Genomic DNA, 24659 nt, shown 5'->3' with positions numbered 1-24659 from the left:
TACAGAGGTTATCATTACCGTGGTATCTTTTTGATACTATTTTTATACTAAAAATTAAAAAATCATAAAATCGAGGATAAGAACAAGCAAAAATAGAAAAAAATATGCTATTGTAACCATTGAGAGAAAATAAAACTTCTCGGCGTAGAAGTTTTACGCATCTTAAGAATAATTATAGAGACTTGGAATAACGGTGGAGCTATGGAAAAATTCAAAAGAAGATTTAAGTCCTTCCTTCTAATAGTGGCTTTTTTATTTATAAATGTAGTTATAGATGCTGCAGCAGGAGCCGGAACTGTGATTTTAATAGTGAAATTAAAAGGGGATTTAGCAGATATCAAAGATACAGTTTACGGTTTGTTGGCAGCTCAGATAGTTAAATTTGTAATATTATACATTTATATAAACATAAAAAACAGGAAAAGCGCGGAGCCGTTTATAAAAGACGAAAAGATCAAAAATCCTTTGCTTATCAGCGGAATAGGAGTTGGGGTTGCCGGCTTCGGCTTGCTCTTCACTAATTGTATTGTTGCAGCTTTCAAAGGCAGTGAAGTGGTAATGGACGCTATCGATTCGTTAGAGAAAGTACTGGCGGCAGATACGATTTGGGGTCAAGCCGTGGTCCTTTTTGTCACAATCATAGGTGCTCCTATAGTTGAGGAACTTTTATTTAGAGGTTTTCTATTTGAGAAATTGACGAAGTACGTTTCGGCAAAGTCGTGCATAATTTTAACGGCCATCGTCTTCGCCTATTATCATTTTAATATCGTACAAACAGCAAACACTTTTTTTATAGGGCTGGTTCTGGCATATGTATATTATAAAACCCGGTCAATCAAGGCCTCGATCTTAGTTCACATGACAAATAACGCTATTGCGATGGTACCGATCTTTGATCAGGGCTTAAGCGCAATCGGCATCGCTATCTATCTGATTTTTTTAATAACAGGGATTTATTCATTAAGGACACTTCGGCAAGCGGACAAGGAATATTTAACCGGAAGGACGGCTTAAGCTGAATTTATGTGGTTTATATTTGCCTTATTATCAGCAATCTTCGCTGCGTTAACGGCTATTTTGGCCAAAGTCGGTATTAACGGTGTTAATTCTAATTTGGCGACGGCAATTAGGACAATTGTGGTATTGATTATGGCTTGGGTGATGGTTTTTATTACCGGAGCACAGAGCGGAATACAGGCAATAAGCACTAAAAGTTGGTTATTTCTTATTCTTTCCGGCTTAGCTACAGGCGCCTCATGGTTATGTTATTATCGGGCTTTGCAAATGGGAGAAGCAGCGAAAGTTGTGCCGATAGATAAGTTGAGCATTGTTATTACTTTGATTTTAGCTTTCCTTTTTTTGCACGAGCCATTCAGCGGCAAATCATTATTAGCCTGTGCTTTAATAATTGCCGGCACGTTTTTGCTTATACTTTGAAGCGAGGTGTAGGGGGCCGGCAAAGGTGGAGGCAGAACGCGGTAAGAGCACGTTCTATAATTTTTATTGACAATACGCTGCAAATCATGCTACTTTTTACTTATAAATTTGTGTAAAAGGTAGATTTCATGAAAAGTATCGGAGCTGAATTAGCAGGATTATTGTTGACAGGTATCATTTTATTTTCTTGGGCCGGAAATATTTCGGCGACAGAAGAACATCCTTTTTTGCCGGAAGGTGCTGAAAAATGGCATTTAGTTAAGCAAGCTGAATTTAATGAGAATCAATTAGATCAATCATTATTCAGTGATATTTATTTGCCTCATTGGTCACAATTAAATTTAGTAAAGGCAAATTATATAATTGCAGATGGACACATTAAATTGTTGATTGATCAAAATCAGCCGGGCTGGCGTCCGGGCACCAAACAACAAATAAGCAGTATTCAAACCGGGATGAAAGACGGCTTACATATTTGGGATAGCTCTCTTCCTATAAGCAATCATTTCCCGGCTGTGGACAATTATGCAACCAAATACGGTTACTTTGAATTAAGAGCCAAAGCTCAAAGCGGCGGAGGTATACATAGTGCCTGGTGGATGATTGGTGATCAGAGGCAATATGATAAATCGGCAGAAGTTGATATTTTTGAAATTTTGGGAAAAGATATTCATCCGGCTAAAAGCAAAGTTTGGGTTACCATTCATCCGTGGTATGATACTGTGATAAAAAAACAAAGCCTTAATTATTGGGTTAATACGGATGTCAGCAGAGATTACCATATTTACGGTTTCGAGTGGACTAAAAATGGTATGAATTGGTATTTTGACGGAAAAAAGGTACGCAGTTCCAAGCAATCACCCGATTATAAGATGTATACGTTGTTGGGAATATATCAATCTTGGGGCGGATTATTTTCCTGGCAGGGAGCGGTAGATGAAAAACAGCCGTATCCCAAGAGCTTTGATATTGATTATTTTAGAGTCTACAAAACAGATGAGATGGTTGCGGCTGATCTAGCAGAGGAAAAATCGGCTGAAATTTCAGCTCAAAAAGTTCCGAGCTTTAGTGCTATTTTCGGCGGAGATTTTACTTGGAATTGGTATCATCAACCGGGACATTTGAATGATAATAATTTTGCTACTACTTTGCAAAGTGCGGATAATCCTGAATTTCCTGCAACTATTTATGCAGATTTCAAGCAAACGCAAACGTTGGAAAAGATGAAATTATATACTCGTTACGGTCAAGGACAGGGAGTAAAAGATTTACAGATAGAATATTTTGATGCTGCTACCGGAATGTGGAAAGAAATCGGTCAAATTAAGGGGTTTAATTGGTTGAAAAATGACGGCGAAACTGAATGCCTGGAATTTAAGTTTGCTCATAAAATTAGGAGCAAACATGTTAGGGTTAAGGTTTTAGCGGCTAATTTGCAATGGAAACATTTTGCTATAAATGAATTGCAATTTTCATAAAAATAAAAGATGAATAAGAAATAAGACTGTATTATACAAATTGCACAAACTTTGAATTGAAATCAGCGGTTAAGGTGTTTATTTTGCATAATATTTATGATAGAATAAGTCATACATGGAGGTATTCTTTATGAAAATGCAGAAATTAGCAGGAATAATACTGGCAACTGCGATGCTCGTCGGTTGTGCAGGTCCCCAAAAGTCAACTGATTCCAATTCTAAGAAAGTTGATAACAAACAGACAGCTGCAGGCAAAACAGAGTCTAAAACCGGCAGTTCCGAAAAAGTTAAGTTACGGATGATGTACTGGAACAAGGAAGAGACAGTAGCAGATTTCTTGAAACTGGCTAAAGAAAAATTGCCTAATATCGAAATTGAATTTAACTTTGTCTCAGTTGATCAATTTAAGGGAACACTGGCAACTCAATTACAAGCCGGAGAAGGCCCTGATATTATGCCTTCCGGCGAATTGACGGAACATATCCGTGCCGGTTATTTGCTGGATTTGACTGATAAACCTTTCATAAAAAAATATTCCAAAGCAGCTCTTAATGCTATTTCTTATCAGGGAAAAGTTTACGGTGTACCGGGTATTTCATGGTTTGAAGGCATCTTTTATAACAAAGAAATTTTCAAGAAACATGGTATAGCTATTCCGAAGACATTTGATGAAATGATGGAAGTACATAAAAAACTCAAAGCTGCAGGTGTTGTACCGCAAGCTTGGGGTAACAAGTCTTGGGAACCTTTGGCTAAAAGCCCGTTAGGTTTAGCAACCGTAGATTACTTACAAACTGACGCCGGCCGTGACTTTGACGTACAAATTCGTGAAGGCAAAGCTAAATTCAGCGGTTCCGAATTGGAAAAAATCGTTAAAATTTGGGCAGATAAGTATATCAAAGGCGGTTATATTGTGCCGGAGATGTTGCAAGTTGATTATGATACGGCTTTGAAACAATTTGCTCAAGGTAAAGCGGCTATGTGGGAGTCAGGTCCTTGGTCAGTTAAGGCCATCAAAGAAGCTAATCCCAATTTGAAATTTGATATGATGCCTTTTGTCGGCACAAAAGCAGGTAATGAATACTTGATTGGCGGTCCGGGTGTAACTTACGGTGTTAATGCTAACTCCAAGCATAAAGAAGCCGCGTTGAAAGTCCTTGAATTGATGGCTACACCTGAAGGCCAGCAAGCTTTATGCGCCGGTTCACCGGGTAGCGGTTCGTTCCTGGAAGGCGCAAATATTAAGTTGCCTGAAGAGTTCAGCGGTGTTAAAGAAGTTTTGAACAAAGGTAGCGTTTACTGCCCGTGGTTTGTTTGGAAAGCTGATTACAACGAAGTGTTGGGTAAAGGCTTACAGGAAGTTGTTCAAGGTAACGGCAGTGTTGCCGATGTCATGAAACAAATGGATCAAAAAGTTGAAGAGATTATGGCACAAAAGAAGTAGTCTTTCGGTCCGAATTGAACATTTAACTTTAATTCATTAATTAATTTTAGAAAAGAAGGTAGATAATACCTTCTTTTTTGAATAAAGAGGAAGTAAGATGCATAAGAAATTATTCTCGCGGACTTTCAAAGAAAAATTGCTGATTGAAGCTTTGCTGTTACCGGCTTTGATACTCTATGTGTTATTTGTAGTAGTGCCTTTTTTCAGTACTTTTTATTTCAGTATTACCAATTATAATCGCTTCCATGTTATTGATTATGTGATAGTCGGTTTTAGAAATTATTTAACGGTTCTGAAAATGGCTGAATTAAGATTGGCTTTATTAAATTCTATTAAGTACGCCTTTTTTATGACTTTTTTTCAGTCGTTGATCGCTATTCCTTTAGCAGTGTTGTTGAATCGTAAAATTAAAGGGTCAAATTTTTTCCGCGCCGCTTTCTTTTTGCCGGCTATGTTTTCGCCTTTAGTAATGGGATTTTTGTGGCAAGTGATTTTAGGCCCGAGTGATACAGGATTAATAAATCAACTATTATTAAAAATCGGCTTGAATCCCATAGGTTTTCTCAGCAGCAAGAACGGTTTTGCGTCTATTATTTTTACGCAAGTTTGGCAGTGGGTCGGTTGGGCAGTTGTAATTTATTTAGCTAATTTGCAAACTATTCCGGAAGATATGATAGAAGCTGCCAAAATAGACGGTGCCGATTCTCTGCAAATATTCCGTCGTATTACATTACCTTTGCTGTATCCCGGAGTTACGGTTGTTACTATCAGTTCTTTGATTGGCGGATTAAAGGTATTTGATATTGTGCATGCTATGACCGGAGGCGGTCCGGGATATTCTACTCAAACAATTATCAGTGCTATGATTCAATTCGGTTTTAACGATGGTAATTATAGTCTGGCAGCGGCTTTCGGTGTCGTTTTCTTCTTGATTGTCATGCTGTTTACCTTAATATTGTTAGGCCTGCTTAAAAAGTGGGAAAGAGAGGTGTCATGATGAAACGCGAGAAATTTGTCAACAGGATTATTTTTGTATTTCTGTTTATTTTGATTGTTTTATGGATGATACCGGTATATTACTTGGTAGTTTCAACGTTCAAGACCGGAGCGGAGGTTGCAGCGCATCCTTTAGCTTTACCGACATCTTTCAGTTTTGCCGGCTATGTTAAAGCCTTTTATAAGATGCAATTTCCTCGGGCTTTGTTCAATACTGTATTTATTGCTGTTATGACTGTTTTAATCAATGTTACAGTCAGTGTTTTTGCAGCCTATACGTTGGCCAGACGTGAAAGTAAATTTAACAACGGTATTTATTTGTTTTTCCTGATAGGTATGATGATACCGGTACAGATGGGATTGTCGGGTTTGTATCGGATGATAAGTGCTTTAGGCTTGGTTAATAATCTTTTTTCGGTTATTTTGATTGGAGCTGCTTCCAGTACTATAAGCTCAATTTTTTTAATAAAGTCATTTATCGTTGCCGCTATTCCCAAAGAGATTGAAGAAGCTGCGCGTATTGACGGTTGCGGTGTATATGCCGTTCTGTTCAGAATTGTTATACCGCTCCTGAAACCTATTATTGCTACTGTCAGTATTATTGTTATGCTTGGAACTTGGAACGACTATTTGAATCCTTCCTTGTTTTTACATTCACGTTCCAAAGATGTTATTCTGCAGGAAGTGTATCGTAATGTCGGACAATTTTCTACAGATTGGGCAAGTTTGTTCCCGATGCTGATATTAGGTATTTTACCATTGACTATTATCTATATATTGATGCAACGCCTGATTATAAACGGAGTTACTCAAGGGTCGGTTAAGGGTTAAATTGTGATACAGTTCTTACAGTTGGTTGGGGCTAATTATACTTGCAATTGAAAGGATAAGTTATGCATAATATTGAATTCTTGCCGGAAGAATTATGGTACCCGGCTGTCAGTTCTTACGGCTTACAAATGCCTTATACTGAGGAAAGTGATTGCGTACTTACTTTAGAAAATAATCCTACACCGAATCAGATGCAGCCTTTACTGCTTAGCAGTAAAGGACGTCTGATTTATGCTGCCGCAGGCTTCAGAATTCGTTTCCATTGCGGCGAGATTGAAGTAACAGCCGGCGATGATGCTGATTTAAAGTTTGTCAGCGGGCAAAAAGATTTACGCGGAGCCTATTTATATGCAGTAAAAAATTTTTTTGCTGCCGCTCCCATAACAGTTGCCGATTATTTGTTCGAATATCCGATTTATAATACATGGATGTATGCACCTTTTGAGGTAACCGCTGAAAAAGTCCTTGATTATGCTCGAAAAATTATTGCTTCCGGTTTACCCGAGGGAACAATTATTATTGATGACAAATGGTGTGATACATATGGCAGTTGGCAATTTGACCGGAAAAAATTTCCCCAACCGGAATTATTGCTGCAGCAATTACATGCTTTAGGCTTTAAAGTGATGCTTTGGCTTTGTCCGTATGTCAGCTTTAATACGACTGCATATGCTGATTGCCTGCAAAAAGATTTATTGTTACGGCGAAACTCCGAAATTTATTCTTTGCAATGGTGGAATGAAAGTTCAGCCTGCTTGGATTTGCGTAAGCGTGAAGCAATTGAATATTTAAGAACAAAATTGGAGCGCTTACAGGCGCTGGGTGTTGACGGCTTTAAGTTCGACGGCGGTGATAGTATGTACTATTTAGCGGAACATGAACCGGATAAGCAAAGTTACTTATGGGCGGAATTCGCCTCAAGTTACAATTACAACGAGCTTAGGGCGGAGTTTAACGGCGCCGGATTGAACTTGTTTGAGCGTTTGGCAGATAAACGTCACAGTTTCGGGGAAAACGGGGTACAGTCTCTGGTACCGGCGGCTTTAGCCTTAGGTTTGGGCGGACATCCTTTTATAGCGGCAGATATGATCGGTGGCGGCGAAATTAAAGATTTACAGTCCGGCATCAAACATGATCGCGCCTTGTTTTTAGCGCATTGTCAAATCGCCATATTATTTCCTAATGTACAATTTTCACTTTTGCCGGCAGAAATTTTGGGGACGGAGACTAACCGTTCAGTCCTTGAATTATTAGATCAAAGGCGTGAATTGTGGCCTTATCTGGCACAACTTATTGCTCGAGCAAGAGTGACGAAAGAACCTGTTTTAAGGTTGCTGGAGTATGTTTTTCCCAATGCCGGATTAGGTAAAGTCACAAATTATTTTATGTTGGGCGATAAGTATTTGATTGCCCCGACGGATAAGCCGAATCAGAAAGAAATTCGCTTAACATTACCTCCCGGTAAATGGCGTTATGATGCAACTGTGTATGAAGGCTGTCAAAATATTGTTTTGCCGGCTGATTATCGTCATCTATGTATTCTGGAAAGATTGTCTTATCAAAGTTGAAATTTTAGAGTTGAAATTGCGAGAAAAATTATGGAAAAAAATAATATAGGTTTAGTAAGTGCTGCTGATGTATTTCTTTATCCGGACAGTAAACTCGGACCTTTACCGACTGAAATGCATTTAGCCATGGCTTTGAATAACTATTCTTCGCTGCAAATTATTCTGCCTTCTGCTGAAAAATTCGTGCAATTCCGGGTTGCAAGCGCCGATTTTACCGTGGAATATTATCAAATGCGGGCAATTCCGGTTGAATACAATACGGGAGACGGGGAAAAGCAGGGCGGAGCAATGGTTTTAACCGACAAACTTGAAAAAAAGCCGGATTATGCTACCCGTTTGGCTCCTTTTAAGGTTTATGATTGCTTACTTAAAAGTCCTGACGGCAGAATCGCTTGTGCAGACGGCAGGGCGGCGGTATACATTTGTCTTAAAGTTGAAAATGGCCTTACAGCCGGTACTTATCCGCTGAAATTAGTAGCAGAAGCTGAAAATTTGCATTATGAACTTCATTTGGAGGTGCGAGTTTATAACGTTACAGTGCCTGAAAATACGTTCAATTTTACTAACTGGTTTTCTGAAAAGGCGATTGTCCGCATGCATAAGGTAGAACAAAACACTCAAGCTTATTTGGCGATTTTAGATAAATATGCCCGAGTTATGCGCCGTTTGCATCAAAATACATTTTATTTGCAGTTCGATGAGCAATGTGTAGTTGATCGGGAAAAGTGTCTTTTTAATTTTGAGCATTTAACTGAACGCATCAAAGTCTTTTTGCAACGCGGTTTGGTCAATTTAGAAATGGGTGTTCTTTTAGATCGCGGTAATTTGCCGAATAAGTTGCCCGATATGTATACAGCTGATTTTAAGTGTGCTTTAGCTGAAAATTTAAATTTTGACAGCTTGGAAGGCTATAAATTTACAGTACGATTTGTTCAAGCTTTAGCAGCTTATTTGCATAAACACGGTTGGACGGAGAATATTTTCTTTCATATTCACGATGAACCGGATATTCATTATCGGGATGAAAACTGTTTGCAGGCGCGTAGACGCCAATATTATTTAGCAGCCTCTATTTTGCGCAAGTATTTGCCCGGAGTAGAAATTATTGAAGCGGTTGATTCGGCTGCTTTTCGCGGCGGTATTGATATTTGGGTCCCGGGAACTGTCGGTTATGAACGACAAAAAAAGGAATTTGATCAATTAATCAGTTTAGGTGAAAAAGTCTGGGTATATGTTTGTTGCGGTCCGGAAGGTTACTGGTTGAACCGTTTTTTGGATTCGCCCTTAATTAGAAATCGTTTACTATTTTGGGGTTGTGCCAAAAATCATTTGAGCGGCTTTTTACATTGGGGCTTAAATCAGTTCCCGGATAATATGGATCCTTTTCAAGCTACAAGTTGTCCTAATCATACCGGTATTGGGACTAATTTTCCTTGTGGAGACGCTTTTATTGTTTATCCGACTGTAAATGAAGTTAATATCAGTATGCGTTTAGAGGCGCAAAGGCGGGGTGTGGAAGATGTAGCTTTGTTCCAATTACTGGAACTGAAAGATCCGTTTGTGTTTCGTAAACTGTTGGATCAGGCCTTTACGAATAACTGTACTTATGAATCCGATCCGCATAAAATTGCCGATTTATATGAGCAATTATTACAAGCGCTGGAACAGAAAAACTGAAATTATTTAAGTGCCGTTTCGCTTGACAGCGGGGCGACAACTTTTATAATTGAAATTGAACAAAGTTCGATTTACTCGACGTTATGATATTTTATAGCGTCTAAACGGCTGCAGTTGTTCAATTTAGCCGTAGAATCAATTTTGCGGGAAATTAAGGTGTGACAGGAAACAGGGATATTCGTAGACGGAGGAAAAATATGTTGAAAGTAAAAAAACAAACGCTCTTATTATTAGCTTGTTCGGTTTGGAGCATTGCCGGTATCAATATAATGCGTTTGGGAATTATTGCTTATACCGACTATCTAACCTGGGAGAATTATACATTGAGTGCGCTGATATTCATTCTGTTTTATTTTCTGATTTTTTCCAAGCTTGTGCAAAAGCATACGAAGAGAATCGGAGAATTGACCGGAGAAAAACAATTCTTCCTTAAATTTTTTGATGTTAAATCTTTTAGTATTATGGCAATAATGATGACCTTAGGTATAGTTTTGCGAGCAAATTCTGCAGTCCCGCAACGCTTTATTGCTTTTTTCTATACAGGTTTGGGGACAGCTTTACTTTTGGCCGGAATAATTTTCGGATTCAATTATATGCAAATTGTTTGCATAAGAGGCAGCAAAAGAAATAACGGTTAAAAAAGTGCTTACAACGAAATTGCGATGTAAGCACCTCTAACAGTCAATTGATGAATAATTAAATTTTATGGCGTCGCTTTTCCAATAATTCGTTAATGGAAGCTGTTTGATCGATCAGCTTGGAGATTGAAGCATTATGATTAATACAGTCAATCAGAGAAGCGACGAATTTGGTCGTATCAGCCTCGTGATACCAGATCTGCTCCTTCAGTTCCGGTGTGTGATAAATCAAGTCGGTACTGTACAATCCTTTGATTACGCCATCTTTATAAGCCTGACAAAAGTCCTTGACACCTTTGGTCATAATCGGGAAGGTCGCCAAACAGTAAATATCTTTGACTTTTTGCTCCTGCCGCAGGCGGTAAGCCGTTTTCAACATTGTTTCACCGCTGATAATCATATCATCGACGATTAAAACATTTTTACCGGCAAGATTTTCACCTAAGAAACGATATTTAGAAACCGGATAATCACCGTTTTTGTTATTTTTACCGCCGGTATAATCTCTTTGCCGATAGAAAGTGGACATTTGGACGCCTAAAATAGAGGAGTAGAATATACCGCGTTTCATCGCAGCTTCATCCGGACTGATAATCGCCAAATCCTTTTTATCAACAGATAAATTACTTTCACCTTCCAAAAGTGTTCTTAAAAGTAAATACGAACAGGGAATACGTTCCAAGCCTATTTGCGGAATAGCATTTTCAATACGCGGCTCGTGCGGTTCAAAAGTAATAATCGAATGCACATTGAGATTAATCAACTCTTTCAACATCTGAGCACAATCCAGAGCGGCACGGCTCAAACGCAAAACTTGCTTTGACTGATAAAGATACGGCATTACGACGTTTATACGCTGAGCTTTGTTGCCGATTGCCAAAATAGCGCGCTTGATATCCTGTAAATGTTCATCAGGAGACATAGGAACAGTCAACCCGCGCATATTGTAAGTAACACCGTGATTCAGAACATCGGCAATAATGAAAACATCATGTCCGCGCAAAGTTTGTTCAATACTGCATTTAGCTTCACCGGAAGAAAAACGGACAAACTTGGTTTCAGTCTGATAATCTTTACGTAGAAAACCGGGTGCCGTTAATAAGACTTCCGGTCTTTCTTCTACTTGTTTACGTCTTATTCTGTACAGTTCATCATTAACTTTATTAACGTAAGATTCATTGCCGCGAGTGGCAATCAAGGCCAAAGGTCCGACTACACCCATACGGACGCTGCGGTTTTGGTTATAAAGGGAATAATTATCATCATCAAATAAAAGTGACATAAATGCTCCTTATACTCAGTTGGCTTTTTTATTGTATTTTGCCAGAAGACGATCAATTTTTTGCGTCTGATCCACCAAAGCTCCTAAGGAAGAATCGTGGTTCAAAGCGTCAATCAAAAGTGCGACAAATTTACTGCAATCTACCTGACAGAACCAGGGCTTAGCCAACAATTCGGGCGGCAAATAAATAAGATTGCTTGTTAATACCGCATCACATATTCCTTCAGCATGTGCTTGATCAAATCTTTCCAAACCGGAAGTGAAGAGTCCGAAAGTTGCTGCACAGAAAATTCTTCCGGCCTTTCTTTTCTTCAATTCTCTACCTATATCCAACATGGAATCACCGCTGGAAATCATATCGTCGACGATCAGAATATCCATATTTTCGACGTTATCACCTAAAAATTCGTGGGCAATAATAGGATTGCGACCGTTAACGACCTGACTGTAATCACGGCGCTTATAGAAAGCGGCAAAATCCAAGCCGAGCATCGAAGCGTAATACATAGCACGATCGACACCGCCTTCATCCGGACTGATGATCATCAGTTTATCACGCTTGAACTCTAAATCAGGATAGGATTTACACAAACGTTTCAAAGTTTGGTAGGTAGTGGGAATACTTTCAAAACTGAGAAGCGGCACGGCGTTAGCAACTCTCGGATCGTGCGCATCAAAAGTAATAACATTATTTACGCCTAAATTTTGCAGCTCTTCCAGCATATAAGCTGCATCCAAAGATTCTCTGCCGTTTTTACGATGCTGTCTGCTCTCATACAGGAAAGGCATAATTACGTTAATTCTGCGAGCTTTACCGGAACAGGCCAGAATAATTCTCTTCAAATCCTGATAATGTTCATCCGGCGTAATAGCCTTCTCGGAACCGTAGAATTCATAGGTTTCCGAATAGTTCATAACATCGCAAACAATAAAAACATCATGTCCGCGAACGGTATTGATCAGGTGAATTCTGCCTTCACCGGTTTCCAAACGTAAATTACGGGGAAGCATTAAGTAGTTTTCTCTTAAAAAACCCGGTTCCTGCAAAATTTCCCGGTTAGCTCCACCGGTAAAGTAAGCTTGTCTGCGATCATACAACCAAGCATTTACCTGTTCACAAAATTTTGATGCACCAATCGGAATAACAATCAAGGGACCGACAGGAACCATAATATTGTCTCCGTATTGATCATAAGTAAAGTACTGCTTTGCTTTTGCTTTTTCTTCCGGCATGCCGTTAACTCCTTTATGTTCTCAACATAATGCTTATATTATAGCCCAGATTGCATGGAACAACGAGTAAAAAAACTTAAAATTGATAAAAATTCGCAATTCCGCCCTGATTCAGGGAGAGTAAATATGTTATCATTGATTGAGATAAGTTTTATTTTGTAGCAGAGAGAAGATATATGCTGAAGGTTTTGGAAAAGTGTCAATTTGTCAAGTCGGTTTATAAATTGGAAGAAGCTGATATGCCTTTGTTGCCGGAAATTGTTTTGGCAGGCAGATCGAATGCGGGTAAATCCAGTCTGATTAATGCTTTAACAGGTAGAAATTCTTTAGCTAAAGTGAGCCGGAAGCAGGGAAAAACACAAGCGGTAAATTATTTTCAAGTTAATGATATGGAAGTGAAATTTTATCTGACTGATCTGCCCGGATACGGATATAGTGCTGCCGGTCGGGACAAGCAGGCGGAGTTTTCTTCACTTACCGATAATTATTTAGAATCGGAACGACCGTTTGCCTGTATTTTAGTCCTTTTGGATATTCGCCATTTGCCGACAAATATGGACATGGCAATGCTGCAATGGTTGGATTTTAAGGGCTTGCCTTATGCAATTTTACTTAATAAAGCGGACAAACTCAGTCGAGCCGAACAGCAAAAAGCTTTACAGGCAATAAGACGTGTATTGCCCGATTATGCGCAGCAGCAGGCTCTGTTTATTGTTTCTTCCTTACAAAAAGAAACCTTGGAACCGTTATTAAGCTACATCAGAAAGATTGTAGCCGATTGTAATTTGTAAGTTGAATTAACGAATTAATTTGAATTTTTGTTCGAATTCAGGAACTTTATCTGCCGGCATTTTCTCTATAATTGCGACATGTGGAATGCAGGCGGATGGAAAATTTTTATAGATTATTGTACTGCTTTATATATGAAAGCGGTGCGTATCCCTCTGCTTTTTGCTCTGATTGCATATTATGAACTGACACGGACTTTTATTCGGAGCGGAAACTCGAAAATAAGTTTATTATCAGCTTCATTAATTCTGACCTTATCAGTTGCGATGAGTTTATTTGCTTATCGGCAGCGGCAAAGACCTTGCACCGGAAGAGAGCAGAAACGAACGGAAAAAAACAATTTTGTTATCAGTATTGCCGGCAATATAGCCGTATTTCTGATTTTATCTTTCCTATATCAAAACAATTATTGGAAACAACAAAAAATTTATCGCATGTATGTATCCAATTTCCAAGCGGCAAGTGAAAACACGGATTATGAGACGGAAATAGACGTGGTAACTGAAAATTTATTAAACGAGGCGGGCAGACTTTACACGGTTCAGGCTGAAAGTCTCGACGGTTTACGGCTAAAACTGGATTTACCCGTTGACCTGATACAAGGGAAAAGACAGGAAGATATAGCTGCCGGGACCTTACTTCGGCTTAACGGTAAAATGAGTATTCCGCAAAACACCTTCAAATTTGCCGAGAAAGATTATTTAGCCGGGCAGGGAATTTATGCCAAAATATCCGTTAGAAAAATCAGCAAAATACAAAAAAGACTACCTTTTTATTGGCGATTAAAACAGGCAGTTTATCGCTTGCAAAATTTTCATACTGCTTGGTACAAATTACTCGCACATTCCTTATCATCTGCCGATGCCGGACTTTTGCAGGCTGTATGTTGGGCTGAGGGTACTTATTTATCTAAGGGCGATAAAACGGCATTCAAGCAGGCCGGAATAATCCATGTTTTAGTTGCTTCCGGTCAACATGCTCATCTCGTATTATTAGTAATATGCTTAATCGTGGAAGCTGTTAATATTCGCTGGAGTCAAAGAAGAATACTGACAACTTTAATATTAACTTTATTTGCCTGCTTTTATTGGACGCAAGTAGCATTTTGGCGAGCCGTAATTCAACTGTGTCTGGCTGAAGTTACTAAAGTTTGCCGACGCAATTACAGTAGAATAAGATTACTTTTTTACGGCAACGGTTTACTGATGCTGTGGCGACCTTACCTTATTAATAATTTCAGCTTTCACCTCAGTCTGACAGCCTGTTTGAGTATTTACCTGTTTTTGCCGTATTGGCAGAAAATACAAAATAAAAAAACAGAGGAAGAAGATTCCCGCAAGCTACGGGAGAAAGATTTGACTGTGATCTTTTCGCCGCGCGCTGTGCGGGATTGCCTGCAACCGTTATTCAACAAATTAATTGCTTCACTTTTCTGCTTAGCTTGTGTACAAACTGTATATTCTTATTGCGGATTATTGGAGAGTAAACTTACGTTGGCTTTCATTTTGGGAAATATAATAATTCTGCCGCAAATGACGCTGTTATGCCTGCTGTTTCAGATGCTGTCCTTAATTTATTTGCTGCTTTTTGTTTTTTGCCGGCAAAATCTTTATTTTATACCTGCAATTTTTCAACATTTGTTGCACTACTTAAGATTGAATTTACATTGGGTGAATTCTTTCACTTTATCTCTGCCGGAACGAAAATATATTATTGCAGCCGCTTTAGTTCTGCTGCTTTTCACTTATTATCGTTATTATCTGAAAAGTACAATAAGAGCTGAGAAAGAGCATTGGCTGCGCTATCTGATAATTACCTTCGGCGGTTTGATTTTCTCATTGGCTTTTTGCGCATAATTGTCGGGGAAATAGCACTAAATTACACAAGAATATGGTAGACTTAAAACATGATTAGGAAAAGTAAAAATAATTGTACAGACAGTTTGGTTATATACAAGCAGGCGTTGCAGGAACTTCATAGCGGCAATGTGAAAACGGCGTATGTATTAAGCGGGCCGGAAACCTTCCTTGTACAAACTTTTCGGCAGGAATTGAGAAAATTTCTGAAATTACCGGAAGATTGGCGTGAGCAGCCGGATGTTCATGTGTTTGATTGCGATAATAATCTGAGTAATCTCGATTGGCCGAGCTTTTTGAGTGAATGTCGCATGCCGCCGTTTTTCCTGGAACGGCGCATTATGCTGGTTAAGAAGTCCGATTTATTCGCCCGAGCTTTGACGAATGAGCAACAAAAACATTTTGCCGAGTTCGTAGAATTACTGCAATCGGACTGCCCGCTTCTGTGCCTGTTTATAGAAGATAAAATTGACGTGAGATTGAAACAGACCAAAGCTTGGCAGAAACTGTCCGGCGTCGGGTTATATAATTTTGAATTACTTGATGAAGCGACTTTAACAGCTTGGGTACAGAAGAGTTTGACACAAAGAAACTTGTCAATTACTCGTGATGCTTTAAATTCATTACCTTCGAGATGTGAAAACAGTCTGGCGCGCTTACAAAGTGAAATCAACAAATTGCAATTGTATTGTACAGCTAATAGGGTCACCACGATTGATGTGAAAACGATTGATTCATTATTACAAGCTGATTTGCAGGCTAATGTATTTGATTTCCTTGATGCTTTGGGAAACAAAAATTTATCGGCGGCACTGAGCAAACTTAATGCTTTACGTCGGAACAGGGAGCCGGTTCCGGTAATCTTATTACTGATTGCCCGGCATATGCGGGAATTATTCCTGGTGAAGAATAATGCAACCGGCGGTATAAATGCCTGGAAGTTGCGTAAACTGCAGGAACAGGCGGGAATGTTTGCCAATCAGGATTTGCAACAATTAATTATGTTTTGCGCCGATTGCGATTTTGCCTACAAAAATGGAATTTTAGCGGAAGATGCCGTCCTTGATTTTTTGCTGGCGAAAATTTTTCAAACGGATTTGCCGATTAAATTTGCAGAAAATTGAAAATACGCTTAATATTTAAGCACTATTGATTATCGAGGTAGATATATGTCTTTTTATGATGAGTGGACGAAAAAAAGTGAAGATATCAGCGATATGGGTAAGTATCAAAGCTACATGAAAGAATACTATGAGCTGGAACAAAAAGCTTACGAGCAGATTTTGTCTGCATATCCTGATAACGGTAAATTCACCAAGGGCACAGTAAATGAGTTGTGCAGCAAATTGGGTTTCGGCAAGAAACTTGATATTTTTGCAGGATTTATCGAGGGTATCAATACAAGCTTGCAACAAGCTGTCGATATGAAGAGTTTGACAGAAACAACTGAACTTGATTTGCAGATTGATTACCGAAAACTTTACTATAATATGCATGCTGCTAAAGCTAACTGGCTTTACAAATTGGACGCGTGGGACAACGTGATCCCGGCAGCCGAACGTGAAGAAATTGCCAAAAATTATCGCCGCGACAATATTGCCGTAAGCGACAAAATCGGCAGAAATGATCCCTGCTACTGTAATTCAGGCAAAAAATATAAAAATTGTTGTATGCATAAGCACGACAAAGAAATGTAAATTTCAGTGCAGCATTTACCCGGGAGGTTTATTATATGCTGAAGTATAATGTTGAGATTAAACAATTAATGTTACAACCGGCCGATTTTGCAGATAAAGAGGTAGTAGTAAGCGGTTGGGCTAAAACTATTCGTGATCAGAAAGCCTTCGCTTTTATTTCTTTGCAGGACGGCAGTTATCAGGAACCTTTACAGTTAGTGGTTAATCGTGACAATGTTTCAAATTATGATGAACTGGTACATCAAGGTACAGGTACAGCTTATACGGCTAAGGGAAAGATCGTTCTGACTCCGGCAGCTAAGCAGCCCTTGGAAATGCAAGTTACGGAGTTGATTCTGGTAGGTGATTGTCCGGCTGATTTCCCTTTGCAACCTAAGCGTCATACGGTGGAATATTTAAGGACAATTCCGCATTTACGAATGCGGACGAACCTTTTGCAGGCGATTTTCCGTATCAGAAGTGAAGCGGCTTACGCGATTCACGAATTTTTCCATAATCGTGATTTCCTCTATGTGCACACTCCGGTAATCACCTCAAATGATGCTGAAGGTGCGGGAGAAATGTTTCAAGTTACGACGTTGGATTTGAACAATGTTCCCAAAACTGCGACAGGTGAAGTTGATTACAGTCAGGACTTTTTTGCCAAAAAAACTTTTTTAACAGTTACAGGTCAACTGCATGCGGAGGCTTTTGCCCAGTGCTTCAAAAATGTCTATACTTTCGGTCCGACTTTCAGAGCGGAAAATTCCAATACCACACGTCATGCCGCTGAATTTTGGATGATTGAACCTGAAATCAGTTTTGCCGATATTAACGATGCGATGAATCTGGCGGAAGCGATGCTGAAACACATTATCAAGCAGGTTTTAACACGTTGCCCTTCAGAAATTGCAATGCTGAATAAGTTTGTGGATAAAGAATTAATCGAACGCCTTAATCATGTACTTAATAGCGATTTTGCCCGTGTTACTTATACGGAAGCTATTGATTTGCTGCAAAAATCCAAGCGTAAATTTAAGTATCCCGTTACTTGGGGAAGCGATATTCAAACGGAACACGAGCGTTATTTAGCTGAAGAAGTTTTCAAGTCACCGGTATTCGTTACCGACTATCCTGCAGCTATTAAGGCCTTCTATATGCGCCAAAATGACGACGGTAAGACCGTGGCGGCATTTGATTGTCTGGTTCCCGGTGTAGGTGAAATTGTCGGCGGTTCGCAACGTGAAGAGAGAATGGAGAAGCTTTTGCAGGCGTATGCACAAAAAGGCTTGAATGTCGAGGAATATGCCTGGTACAACGAGTTGCGGCGTTACGGTTCGGCACCGCATGCAGGTTACGGCTTGGGCTTTGAACGTATCCTGATGTATTTGACGGGAGTTGCCAATATTAGAGATGTGGAACTTTTCCCGCGTACAGCCGGTAATGCCATGTATTGATTTTAATAATTGAATTAATTTCTGATCGTTTGTAATTTAATCCCTTCCTGCTTAAAAGTCTAAAAGTAAGAAGGGATTTTTAACGAATAAATTTTGTATTTTTGTCGAAAAACGGTTATTTCGAGAGCTGTCTGTTTCTGCATAATATTTTGTAGGAGGTGAATACAAAATGTTTAGTGAATCTGCAATGCTCGAATGCGAAAGACCTTATGAGAAACTGATGATCAACGGAGCTTCCAAGCTGACTACCGAAGAATTGCTGGCAATTATATTGCAAAACGGTCACAAGGGAAAATCTAGTTTGGATTTAGCCGAAGATTTGCTGAGACATGAAATGATCGGGAGAAATTTGCGTCAATTAGCATCTTTGGAAAGTCAGGATTTTCGTGAAATTAAAGGTATAGGTACGGCAAAAGCCGCAAGATTGTGTGCCTGTATTGAGCTGGCCAAGAGAATTAACAGTGCCGACACGCAGCCGTCTATACGGAACTTATCTTCGCCGGAAGCTGTTTATAAATATGTTTGGCATATTACCTCTTTAACAACGGAAAGATTGTTGCTGCTTTTGCTTGATTGTCATAATTCGCTCCTGCGTGAGTGTGTAATCAAAGATGGTTCGCTGTATAGCGTGAAATTTGAAAATCATGATATTCTACGTCAGGCTTTGCGTTACAATTGTCACAGTGCTATAATTGTGCACAATCATCCAAGCGGTGATGCTGCACCGAGCGAGGCGGATAAATGTGCTACTCGCAGATTGGTTCTAAGTTTGGCACAGATTGACGTTATTTTGCATGACCATTTAGTTGTAACTTCGAAGGGTTATACGAGTATGCGATCGGATTTCGGTGAGCTGTTTGTTTTACCGTAGATTTCGGTGAAAGTGTTTTTTATTTGCTTTTCAGTGCGAAAATTGGACAGCCGGGGCAGATTTGTGCAATTTGTATAAAATTTTTGCTAAATTTCGGCGTTTTGTTAGTTGAATTAACAAGTCAATAGGCTTATTCTGTACACAAATAATGATTGTGAGGTAGAGAGAGTGAGAATAGTTCTGTTGGCGGATAATCGCAAGAATGAATTATTAATTAACTTCTGTATAGCGTATAAACAATTGTTGAAACGGCACCAACTCTTGTCTACTTTGAATTTGGCTCGGTTATTGGAGGAGAATGTCGGGTTGAATGTCACGGGGGTTCCCAGTGATTTAGTCGGAGGATTGGGGCAAATAACACAACGAGTCGGTTATAACGAAATTGATGCGGTTATTCATTTGCGCGATACGAGACAGCAAAGTACGGAATACAATAAATATAGCAGAAGTTTACTTGATATTTGCGATGTTAATACTATTCCTTATGCGTCTAACATTGCTACGGCCGAAATTTTAATTTTGGCTATAGACCGCGGCGATTTGGATTGGCGTGAATTGGTGCATTGAGTATTTACTTTTTTGTATTTTACCGGCTGAGCAAATAGACATTTGCTCAGCTTTTTTTTATAATAACTGCTTAGATATTTATTTAGAGGAAGGTATAGCTATGTATCCAAAATTAAGTGCCGATATGTCTTTTGCTAAGAGAGAAGAAAAACGCTTAGCAATCTGGCAAGAGCAAAAATTGGCGGAAAAAATTCAAGCATTAAATCCTACAGGACCTCATTTTACGGTATATGACGGCCCGCCAACAGCCAACGGTAAACCGCATATCGGTCACATTTTGACGCGCTCTATTAAGGATTGCATTCCACGGCGCAAAAGGATGCAGGGGTATAATGTTGCTTTCAAAGCCGGTTGGGATACGCACGGATTGCCGGTTGAACTGGAAGTTGAAAAAGAACTTAATCTTGACGGTAAAAGTCAAATAGAGGCTTACGGTGTAGCTGATTTTATTCAGAAGTGTAAAGAAAGTGTTTGGCGCTATAAAGACGAGTGGCAACACATGTCCGAGAGAGTAGCTTATTCTGCGGATATGGAACATCCGTACATAAATTATCATAATTATTACATCGAATCTGAATGGTGGCTTTTGCAACAAATATGGCAAAAGGGACTTTTATATAAAGGTCATAAAATATTGCCCTATTGTCCTCGCTGCGGAACATCTTTGTCAAGTCATGAGGTGGCACAGGGATATAAAGATGTGAAAGAAAATTCCGTATTTGTGCGTTTTAAAGTTAAAGGAGAAGATAACACTTATATTCTGGCGTGGACAACCACTCCCTGGACTTTACCTTCCAATGCCGCTTTGTGTGTCAATCCCGAAATTGATTATGTTAAAGTCCAAACGGGAGAAGAGTATTTATATTTAGCAGAAGCGAGACTTGCTGCTGTTTTAGGCGATCAGCAATATAAGATTTGTCAACGATACAGCGGCAAAGACTTGGCCGGCATCGAATACGAGCCGCTTTTTGATTTCGCCCGCGATTTTGTTGCGTCTACCGGTAAAAAAGCCTGGTATGTGGTTTTGGGTGATTATGTTACTGTTACCGACGGTACAGGTATAGTCCATATTGCTCCTGCTTTCGGTGAAGATGATGCGCAAATCGGTCGGATGTCCGATTTACCGACAATTCAATTTGTTGATCTTAAAGGTCAATTAACCTCTGAATGCGGCCCTTATGCGGGTGTATTCTGTAAAAAAGCGGATGAAATGATTATTAACGATTTGCGTAAAAACGGTCTGTTGTATCAGGTCCTGCCTTTTGAGCATAATTATCCGCATTGTTGGCGTTGTGATACTCCTTTAATTTATTATGCTCGCAGCGGTTGGTTTATCGCTATGACTAAAGTTAAAGAGAAATTGTTGCAAAATAATTCTCGTGTTAACTGGTTGCCGGAAAATGTCAGAGATGGTCGTTTCGGTAATTTCCTGGAGAATGTCATAGACTGGGCTTTGTCGAGAGAGCGTTATTGGGGTACACCTTTGCCTATTTGGGAATGTCCCGCCCATCATCGCTATTGTGTCGGCAGCATTGCAGAGCTGAAAAAGCTTGCCGTTTCCTGTCCGGATGACATAGAATTGCATAAACCTTTCATTGATGAGATAAAATTACGTTGTCAGGAATGCGGCCGGGAGATGACCCGAGTTAAGGAAGTTATAGATACTTGGTTCGATTCCGGTGCGATGTTCTTCGCGCAGTACCACTATCCGTTTGAAAATAAAGAGTTCTTTGAAGAACACTTTCCGGCTGATTTTATTTCCGAAGCTCAGGATCAGACGCGCGGTTGGTTTTATTCTTTGTTGGCTATTGCCACCTTATTGTGGGATCAAAGTCCTTATAAAAACGTCATTTGTTTAGGCCTGGTGCTGGATAAAGACGGTATAAAAATGAGTAAACATAAAGGTAACGTTGTAGCGCCGCAATCTATTTTGGACGGACCGGGAGCGGATGCCGTACGTTGGTATTTTTATGCCAATTCCAATCCTTGGTTACCGAGCAGATTCAGTTTGGAGACTGTGACGGAATTACAAGGTAAATTTATGAGCACCCTGTGGAATACAGTTGCATTTTATGCTTTGTATGCGGAGATTGATCAGTACAATCCTTTTAATGTGAAAAAAATCACCGATTTACCGGCAATTGACCGTTGGGCTATCAGCAGACTGAATACGTTGGTGAAAAAAGTCAATAAGTTGATGGATGAATATCAATTGACGCCGGCAACAAGATTGATTCAGGAATATGTCGATGAATTGAGTAACTGGTACGTCAGACGTAATCGCGGACGTTTCTGGGCCAGTGCTGAAGATGAGTCGAAATTGGCTGCATATCAGACTTTATTCACAGTATTGCAGACATTAAGTCGTCTGCTGGCACCGTTTACGCCTTTCCTGGCTGACGAAATCTGGCATGTTCTGTATGCTCCGAAAGAAGAAGGAACATACCCTGAATCAGTACATTTGGCAACTTATCCTGAGGCGGACGAAAATTTGATCGACTCCGAATTGGAACAAGAAATGCAACTGGTACGACAGCTGGTTAATCTCGGTCGTGCTGCACGTAATATCTCAAAAGTTAAAAATCGTCAACCTTTGTCAAGTATGACTGTTGTCGGTTTGCATGATACGTCTGTCAGTAAAGCGGCTATCGAGCAAATTGAAGATGAGTTGAACATCCGTAATATTGTTTTCAGTCAGGATGCGACATCTTTTATTGATTATGCTTTTAAGCCGCAGTTAAGAACTTTAGGTCGTCGCTTCGGTAAAAATTTGAACGAAGTGAAGCAGGCTCTGGCTTCTTTGAACGGTAGTGAAGCTTATGCGGAATTACAAAAGAACGGGAAAATATTGTTACTCGTTAACGGGAAAGAAGAAGAACTCGGAAAAGATGATTTGTTGATTGAAACAAAGCAAAAAGCTGATTATGCTACTGTAAGTGAAGGGAATATGACCGTTTCACTGGACTTGCATTTGACCCCGGAATTGCTGCAGGCCGGTTTGTATCGTGAGTTTGTTTCCAAAGTGCAGAATTTGCGTAAACAACGCGATTATAATGTAACGGACAAAATTAAGCTGTTATATAATTCCGACAACGAAGTAGAAGCGATGTTGCAAACGTACCGGCAGCAGATTATGTTTGAAATTCAAGCGTCTGTACTGCAACAGGACAATACTTCCGATTTAAAGGAGAAATTCGATCTTAACGGTCATCTTGTCAGCTTGGATATTGAGGTAATGCCCAATTAGCTGCAAAGCAAACGAGACTAACATATAGGAGATTTTATGAGAGATAATTACAACCTACCGTTTACGCACCATTATTCGGCATGGCTTATTTTGCCTTTGTTTATGGGTACGGTATTTCATACAGGCGGTATGTTGGATACGGCTTGTAGAATATTCGTATTGATAATCTCAATTGTTTTACATGAGCTCGGTCACGGCTTGGCAGCATATCACTACGGTGATATGACTGCTTATAATGCCGGACGTTTAACTTTGAACCCCCTGGCTCATTTTGATCCTTTTGGTTTACTTATGATTATGTTTGCGCCTGTAGGCTGGGCTAAGCCCGTACCGATTAATCCGGCTAATTTTTCGCCGAAGTATAATCGTCGAGGGGCGAATTTGGTTGTATCGTTAGCCGGTATATTTGTCAATTTTTGCTTAGCGTTGCTCGCAGCTTTCGGCTTTGCCTTAGTGTTTAAGCATAATCAAATTATCGGTAATTTGCGCTTTACCCAAACTTTAATATTACTGTTGAGTTATATGTATCGAATAAATTTGGGACTCCTGTGCTTTAATATCTTACCTTTCCCGCCGTTGGACGGTTATTGGATATGGAGCTTATTTATGCCGCCGAAAGTACAGATATTCCTGAATAATAACAGCCGTAATTTCATGATGGCACTTTTAGTTATGGCGATTTTACCCTTCAATATATTGGGGAGATTGATGGATCCTATTGTCGGGCCGGTAATCAATCTGATTAATTTTTTGGTAAATTTAGTAGTTTGAGTATGGCGGATGAAAGTTTAAATTTATATATTTCCAAGAACGAGAGTCAGGAAAAATTAGCCTTGAAAATGGCGAACTTTGACGGACCGTTTGATTTACTGCTGTATTTGATCGGTAAGCATAAAATTGATATTTATGATATTCCGATTAAAGAGTTGACAGACAGTTATTTTGCTTATTTGCAGGCAGCCAGAGATTTTAATGTAGCAATTGCCAGTGAGTTTTTGCTGATGGCCGCCACGTTGATGCAGATTAAGTCCAGGTTACTTCTGCCTCTTAACGGTGACGATACACAAGCAGCAGAAGATCCGCGCGATGATTTGGTTTTTCGCTTGTTACAATATAAGCGCTGTAAACAATTAGCTTTAAGTTTACAGGATAGGTATGCCGCTTATGCCTATGCTGTTGTCCGTCCGCCTCTAAGTAAACGTGATTTAGGTGCCGATTCTGAACGCAAAGATTTGACGGCAGAACAATGCAGTGTGGAAAAATTTTATGAAATTATTGCTAAAATGGCTCGGCGTAACGGCGAAATGTACCAGAATCTCAGTGAGAAACTTCGTTATATTTTAGCGCGGGAAAAAGTCAGCTTACAAGAAAGATTACAGTCTTTGTATCAAAAAGTTTGCGAACGAAAAAAGTTGTATTTTTCCGAATTTTTGCAAAATGCCGGCAAGGAAAGTAAAATTACCGGATTTTTGGCTTTACTGGAATTAATCAGAAGACAACTTGTTATTGCCGGACAGGACAATTATGCGTCCGACATTGTTTTAACCAAAAATGAGACGCACGAGTTGCAGGATACGGATATAAGTGATGTTCCGAGCGATTATCAGTAATA

General features: G+C 39.6%; 21 protein-coding genes. 19 read left to right on the top strand and 2 right to left on the bottom strand.

The features are described 5' to 3' along the window. The first annotated feature begins 201 nt into the window (after positions 1 to 201). The 9 genes from PYS60_RS03995 to PYS60_RS03955 all read left to right on the top strand — a co-directional run bounded on the left by PYS60_RS03995 (position 202) and on the right by PYS60_RS03955 (position 10069). Positions 202 to 1014, top strand: coding sequence for a CPBP family intramembrane glutamic endopeptidase (locus tag PYS60_RS03995; RefSeq protein ID WP_315567887.1), 813 nt, complete (start codon positions 202 to 204; stop codon positions 1012 to 1014). A 9-nt stretch (positions 1015 to 1023) separates the two neighbouring features. Further along, positions 1024 to 1437: an EamA family transporter gene (locus PYS60_RS03990; protein WP_315567886.1), complete on the top strand. Its 414-nt coding sequence runs from the start codon at positions 1024 to 1026 to the stop codon at positions 1435 to 1437. Between the two features lie 128 nt (positions 1438 to 1565). After that, the gene (locus PYS60_RS03985) at positions 1566 to 2915 is read left to right on the top strand and encodes a glycoside hydrolase family 16 protein (RefSeq protein ID WP_315567884.1); all 1350 of its coding nucleotides are present in this window, start codon (positions 1566 to 1568) and stop codon (positions 2913 to 2915) included. A 130-nt stretch (positions 2916 to 3045) separates the two neighbouring features. Next, positions 3046 to 4359, top strand: coding sequence for an ABC transporter substrate-binding protein (locus PYS60_RS03980; protein ID WP_315567882.1), 1314 nt, complete (start codon positions 3046 to 3048; stop codon positions 4357 to 4359). A gap of 97 nt (positions 4360 to 4456) precedes the next feature. Then, positions 4457 to 5356, top strand: a complete 900-nt coding sequence (locus PYS60_RS03975) for a carbohydrate ABC transporter permease (protein WP_315567880.1) — start codon at positions 4457 to 4459, stop codon at positions 5354 to 5356. After that, positions 5353 to 6186 carry a carbohydrate ABC transporter permease gene (locus tag PYS60_RS03970; protein WP_315567878.1) on the top strand — a complete coding sequence of 278 codons (834 nt, stop codon included), beginning with the start codon at positions 5353 to 5355 and terminating at the stop codon, positions 6184 to 6186. The genes PYS60_RS03975 and PYS60_RS03970 overlap by 4 nt, the downstream gene beginning before the upstream one ends. A gap of 62 nt (positions 6187 to 6248) precedes the next feature. Further along, positions 6249 to 7754, top strand: coding sequence for a glycoside hydrolase family 31 protein (locus PYS60_RS03965; RefSeq protein WP_315567876.1), 1506 nt, complete (start codon positions 6249 to 6251; stop codon positions 7752 to 7754). Between the two features lie 30 nt (positions 7755 to 7784). Then, on the top strand, positions 7785 to 9431 hold the full coding sequence (locus PYS60_RS03960) for a DUF4091 domain-containing protein (RefSeq protein WP_315567875.1): 1647 nt from the start codon (positions 7785 to 7787) through the stop codon (positions 9429 to 9431). Between the two features lie 197 nt (positions 9432 to 9628). Beyond that, a complete protein-coding gene (locus PYS60_RS03955) occupies positions 9629 to 10069 on the top strand; it encodes a hypothetical protein (RefSeq protein ID WP_315567873.1) in 441 nt (146 codons plus the stop codon). Positions 10070 to 10127: 58 nt separating this feature from the next. On the opposite strand, the gene prs is transcribed toward PYS60_RS03955, so the two are convergent. Further along, complete coding sequence (prs, locus tag PYS60_RS03950; RefSeq protein ID WP_315567872.1) at positions 10128 to 11351, bottom strand: ribose-phosphate diphosphokinase; 1224 nt, start codon at positions 11349 to 11351, stop codon at positions 10128 to 10130. 15 nt (positions 11352 to 11366) lie between these two features. After that, complete coding sequence (locus tag PYS60_RS03945) at positions 11367 to 12584, bottom strand: ribose-phosphate pyrophosphokinase (RefSeq protein WP_315567870.1); 1218 nt, start codon at positions 12582 to 12584, stop codon at positions 11367 to 11369. Positions 12585 to 12760: 176 nt separating this feature from the next. Here PYS60_RS03945 and yihA point away from each other — a divergent pair, with 176 nt between their 5' ends. The 10 genes from yihA (at position 12761) to PYS60_RS03895 (ending at position 24657) form a co-directional block, all read left to right on the top strand. Then, positions 12761 to 13375, top strand: coding sequence for a ribosome biogenesis GTP-binding protein YihA/YsxC (gene yihA, locus PYS60_RS03940; protein WP_315567868.1), 615 nt, complete (start codon positions 12761 to 12763; stop codon positions 13373 to 13375). A 78-nt stretch (positions 13376 to 13453) separates the two neighbouring features. Further along, positions 13454 to 15229 (top strand): ComEC/Rec2 family competence protein, encoded by a 1776-nt coding sequence (locus PYS60_RS03935; RefSeq protein ID WP_315567867.1) that lies wholly within the window; start codon positions 13454 to 13456, stop codon positions 15227 to 15229. A gap of 50 nt (positions 15230 to 15279) precedes the next feature. Then, positions 15280 to 16353, top strand: coding sequence for a DNA polymerase III subunit delta (gene holA / locus PYS60_RS03930; RefSeq protein ID WP_315567865.1), 1074 nt, complete (start codon positions 15280 to 15282; stop codon positions 16351 to 16353). 45 nt (positions 16354 to 16398) lie between these two features. Next, complete coding sequence (locus PYS60_RS03925; RefSeq protein ID WP_315567864.1) at positions 16399 to 16926, top strand: SEC-C metal-binding domain-containing protein; 528 nt, start codon at positions 16399 to 16401, stop codon at positions 16924 to 16926. A gap of 35 nt (positions 16927 to 16961) precedes the next feature. Then, the gene (gene asnS / locus PYS60_RS03920; RefSeq protein WP_315567863.1) at positions 16962 to 18362 is read left to right on the top strand and encodes an asparagine--tRNA ligase; all 1401 of its coding nucleotides are present in this window, start codon (positions 16962 to 16964) and stop codon (positions 18360 to 18362) included. 169 nt (positions 18363 to 18531) lie between these two features. Continuing rightward, positions 18532 to 19233, top strand: a complete 702-nt coding sequence (gene radC / locus PYS60_RS03915) for a RadC family protein (protein ID WP_315567862.1) — start codon at positions 18532 to 18534, stop codon at positions 19231 to 19233. A 168-nt stretch (positions 19234 to 19401) separates the two neighbouring features. Further along, a complete protein-coding gene (locus tag PYS60_RS03910) occupies positions 19402 to 19800 on the top strand; it encodes a methylglyoxal synthase (RefSeq protein ID WP_315567861.1) in 399 nt (132 codons plus the stop codon). 100 nt (positions 19801 to 19900) lie between these two features. Further along, positions 19901 to 23047 carry an isoleucine--tRNA ligase gene (ileS, locus tag PYS60_RS03905; RefSeq protein ID WP_315567860.1) on the top strand — a complete coding sequence of 1049 codons (3147 nt, stop codon included), beginning with the start codon at positions 19901 to 19903 and terminating at the stop codon, positions 23045 to 23047. 36 nt (positions 23048 to 23083) lie between these two features. Then, complete coding sequence (locus PYS60_RS03900) at positions 23084 to 23818, top strand: site-2 protease family protein (protein ID WP_315567859.1); 735 nt, start codon at positions 23084 to 23086, stop codon at positions 23816 to 23818. Positions 23819 to 23820: 2 nt separating this feature from the next. Next, positions 23821 to 24657 carry a segregation and condensation protein A gene (locus PYS60_RS03895; RefSeq protein ID WP_315567858.1) on the top strand — a complete coding sequence of 279 codons (837 nt, stop codon included), beginning with the start codon at positions 23821 to 23823 and terminating at the stop codon, positions 24655 to 24657. Positions 24658 to 24659 lie beyond the last annotated feature (2 nt).

The organism is Amygdalobacter indicium (genome assembly GCF_029101545.1).
In the GTDB taxonomy this organism is placed as follows: Bacteria; Bacillota; Clostridia; order Saccharofermentanales; family Fastidiosipilaceae; genus Amygdalobacter; species Amygdalobacter indicium.
This window is presented reverse-complemented; position numbering and strand designations above follow the sequence as displayed.

Excerpts from the sequence above, each read along its gene's own strand:
- PYS60_RS03995 (WP_315567887.1), top strand. The coding sequence starts at position 202 with ATGGAAAAATTCAAAAGAAGATTTAAGTCCTTCCTTCTAATAGTGGCT.
- PYS60_RS03990 (WP_315567886.1), top strand. The coding sequence starts at position 1,024 with ATGTGGTTTATATTTGCCTTATTATCAGCAATCTTCGCTGCGTTAACG.
- PYS60_RS03985 (WP_315567884.1), top strand. The coding sequence starts at position 1,566 with ATGAAAAGTATCGGAGCTGAATTAGCAGGATTATTGTTGACAGGTATC.
- PYS60_RS03980 (WP_315567882.1), top strand. The coding sequence starts at position 3,046 with ATGAAAATGCAGAAATTAGCAGGAATAATACTGGCAACTGCGATGCTC.
- PYS60_RS03975 (WP_315567880.1), top strand. The coding sequence starts at position 4,457 with ATGCATAAGAAATTATTCTCGCGGACTTTCAAAGAAAAATTGCTGATT.
- PYS60_RS03970 (WP_315567878.1), top strand. The coding sequence starts at position 5,353 with ATGATGAAACGCGAGAAATTTGTCAACAGGATTATTTTTGTATTTCTG.
- PYS60_RS03965 (WP_315567876.1), top strand. The coding sequence starts at position 6,249 with ATGCATAATATTGAATTCTTGCCGGAAGAATTATGGTACCCGGCTGTC.
- PYS60_RS03960 (WP_315567875.1), top strand. The coding sequence starts at position 7,785 with ATGGAAAAAAATAATATAGGTTTAGTAAGTGCTGCTGATGTATTTCTT.
- PYS60_RS03955 (WP_315567873.1), top strand. The coding sequence starts at position 9,629 with ATGTTGAAAGTAAAAAAACAAACGCTCTTATTATTAGCTTGTTCGGTT.
- prs (WP_315567872.1), bottom strand. The coding sequence starts at position 11,351 with ATGTCACTTTTATTTGATGATGATAATTATTCCCTTTATAACCAAAAC.
- PYS60_RS03945 (WP_315567870.1), bottom strand. The coding sequence starts at position 12,584 with ATGCCGGAAGAAAAAGCAAAAGCAAAGCAGTACTTTACTTATGATCAA.
- yihA (WP_315567868.1), top strand. The coding sequence starts at position 12,761 with ATGCTGAAGGTTTTGGAAAAGTGTCAATTTGTCAAGTCGGTTTATAAA.
- PYS60_RS03935 (WP_315567867.1), top strand. The coding sequence starts at position 13,454 with ATGTGGAATGCAGGCGGATGGAAAATTTTTATAGATTATTGTACTGCT.
- holA (WP_315567865.1), top strand. The coding sequence starts at position 15,280 with ATGATTAGGAAAAGTAAAAATAATTGTACAGACAGTTTGGTTATATAC.
- PYS60_RS03925 (WP_315567864.1), top strand. The coding sequence starts at position 16,399 with ATGTCTTTTTATGATGAGTGGACGAAAAAAAGTGAAGATATCAGCGAT.
- asnS (WP_315567863.1), top strand. The coding sequence starts at position 16,962 with ATGCTGAAGTATAATGTTGAGATTAAACAATTAATGTTACAACCGGCC.
- radC (WP_315567862.1), top strand. The coding sequence starts at position 18,532 with ATGTTTAGTGAATCTGCAATGCTCGAATGCGAAAGACCTTATGAGAAA.
- ileS (WP_315567860.1), top strand. The coding sequence starts at position 19,901 with ATGTATCCAAAATTAAGTGCCGATATGTCTTTTGCTAAGAGAGAAGAA.
- PYS60_RS03900 (WP_315567859.1), top strand. The coding sequence starts at position 23,084 with ATGAGAGATAATTACAACCTACCGTTTACGCACCATTATTCGGCATGG.
- PYS60_RS03895 (WP_315567858.1), top strand. The coding sequence starts at position 23,821 with ATGGCGGATGAAAGTTTAAATTTATATATTTCCAAGAACGAGAGTCAG.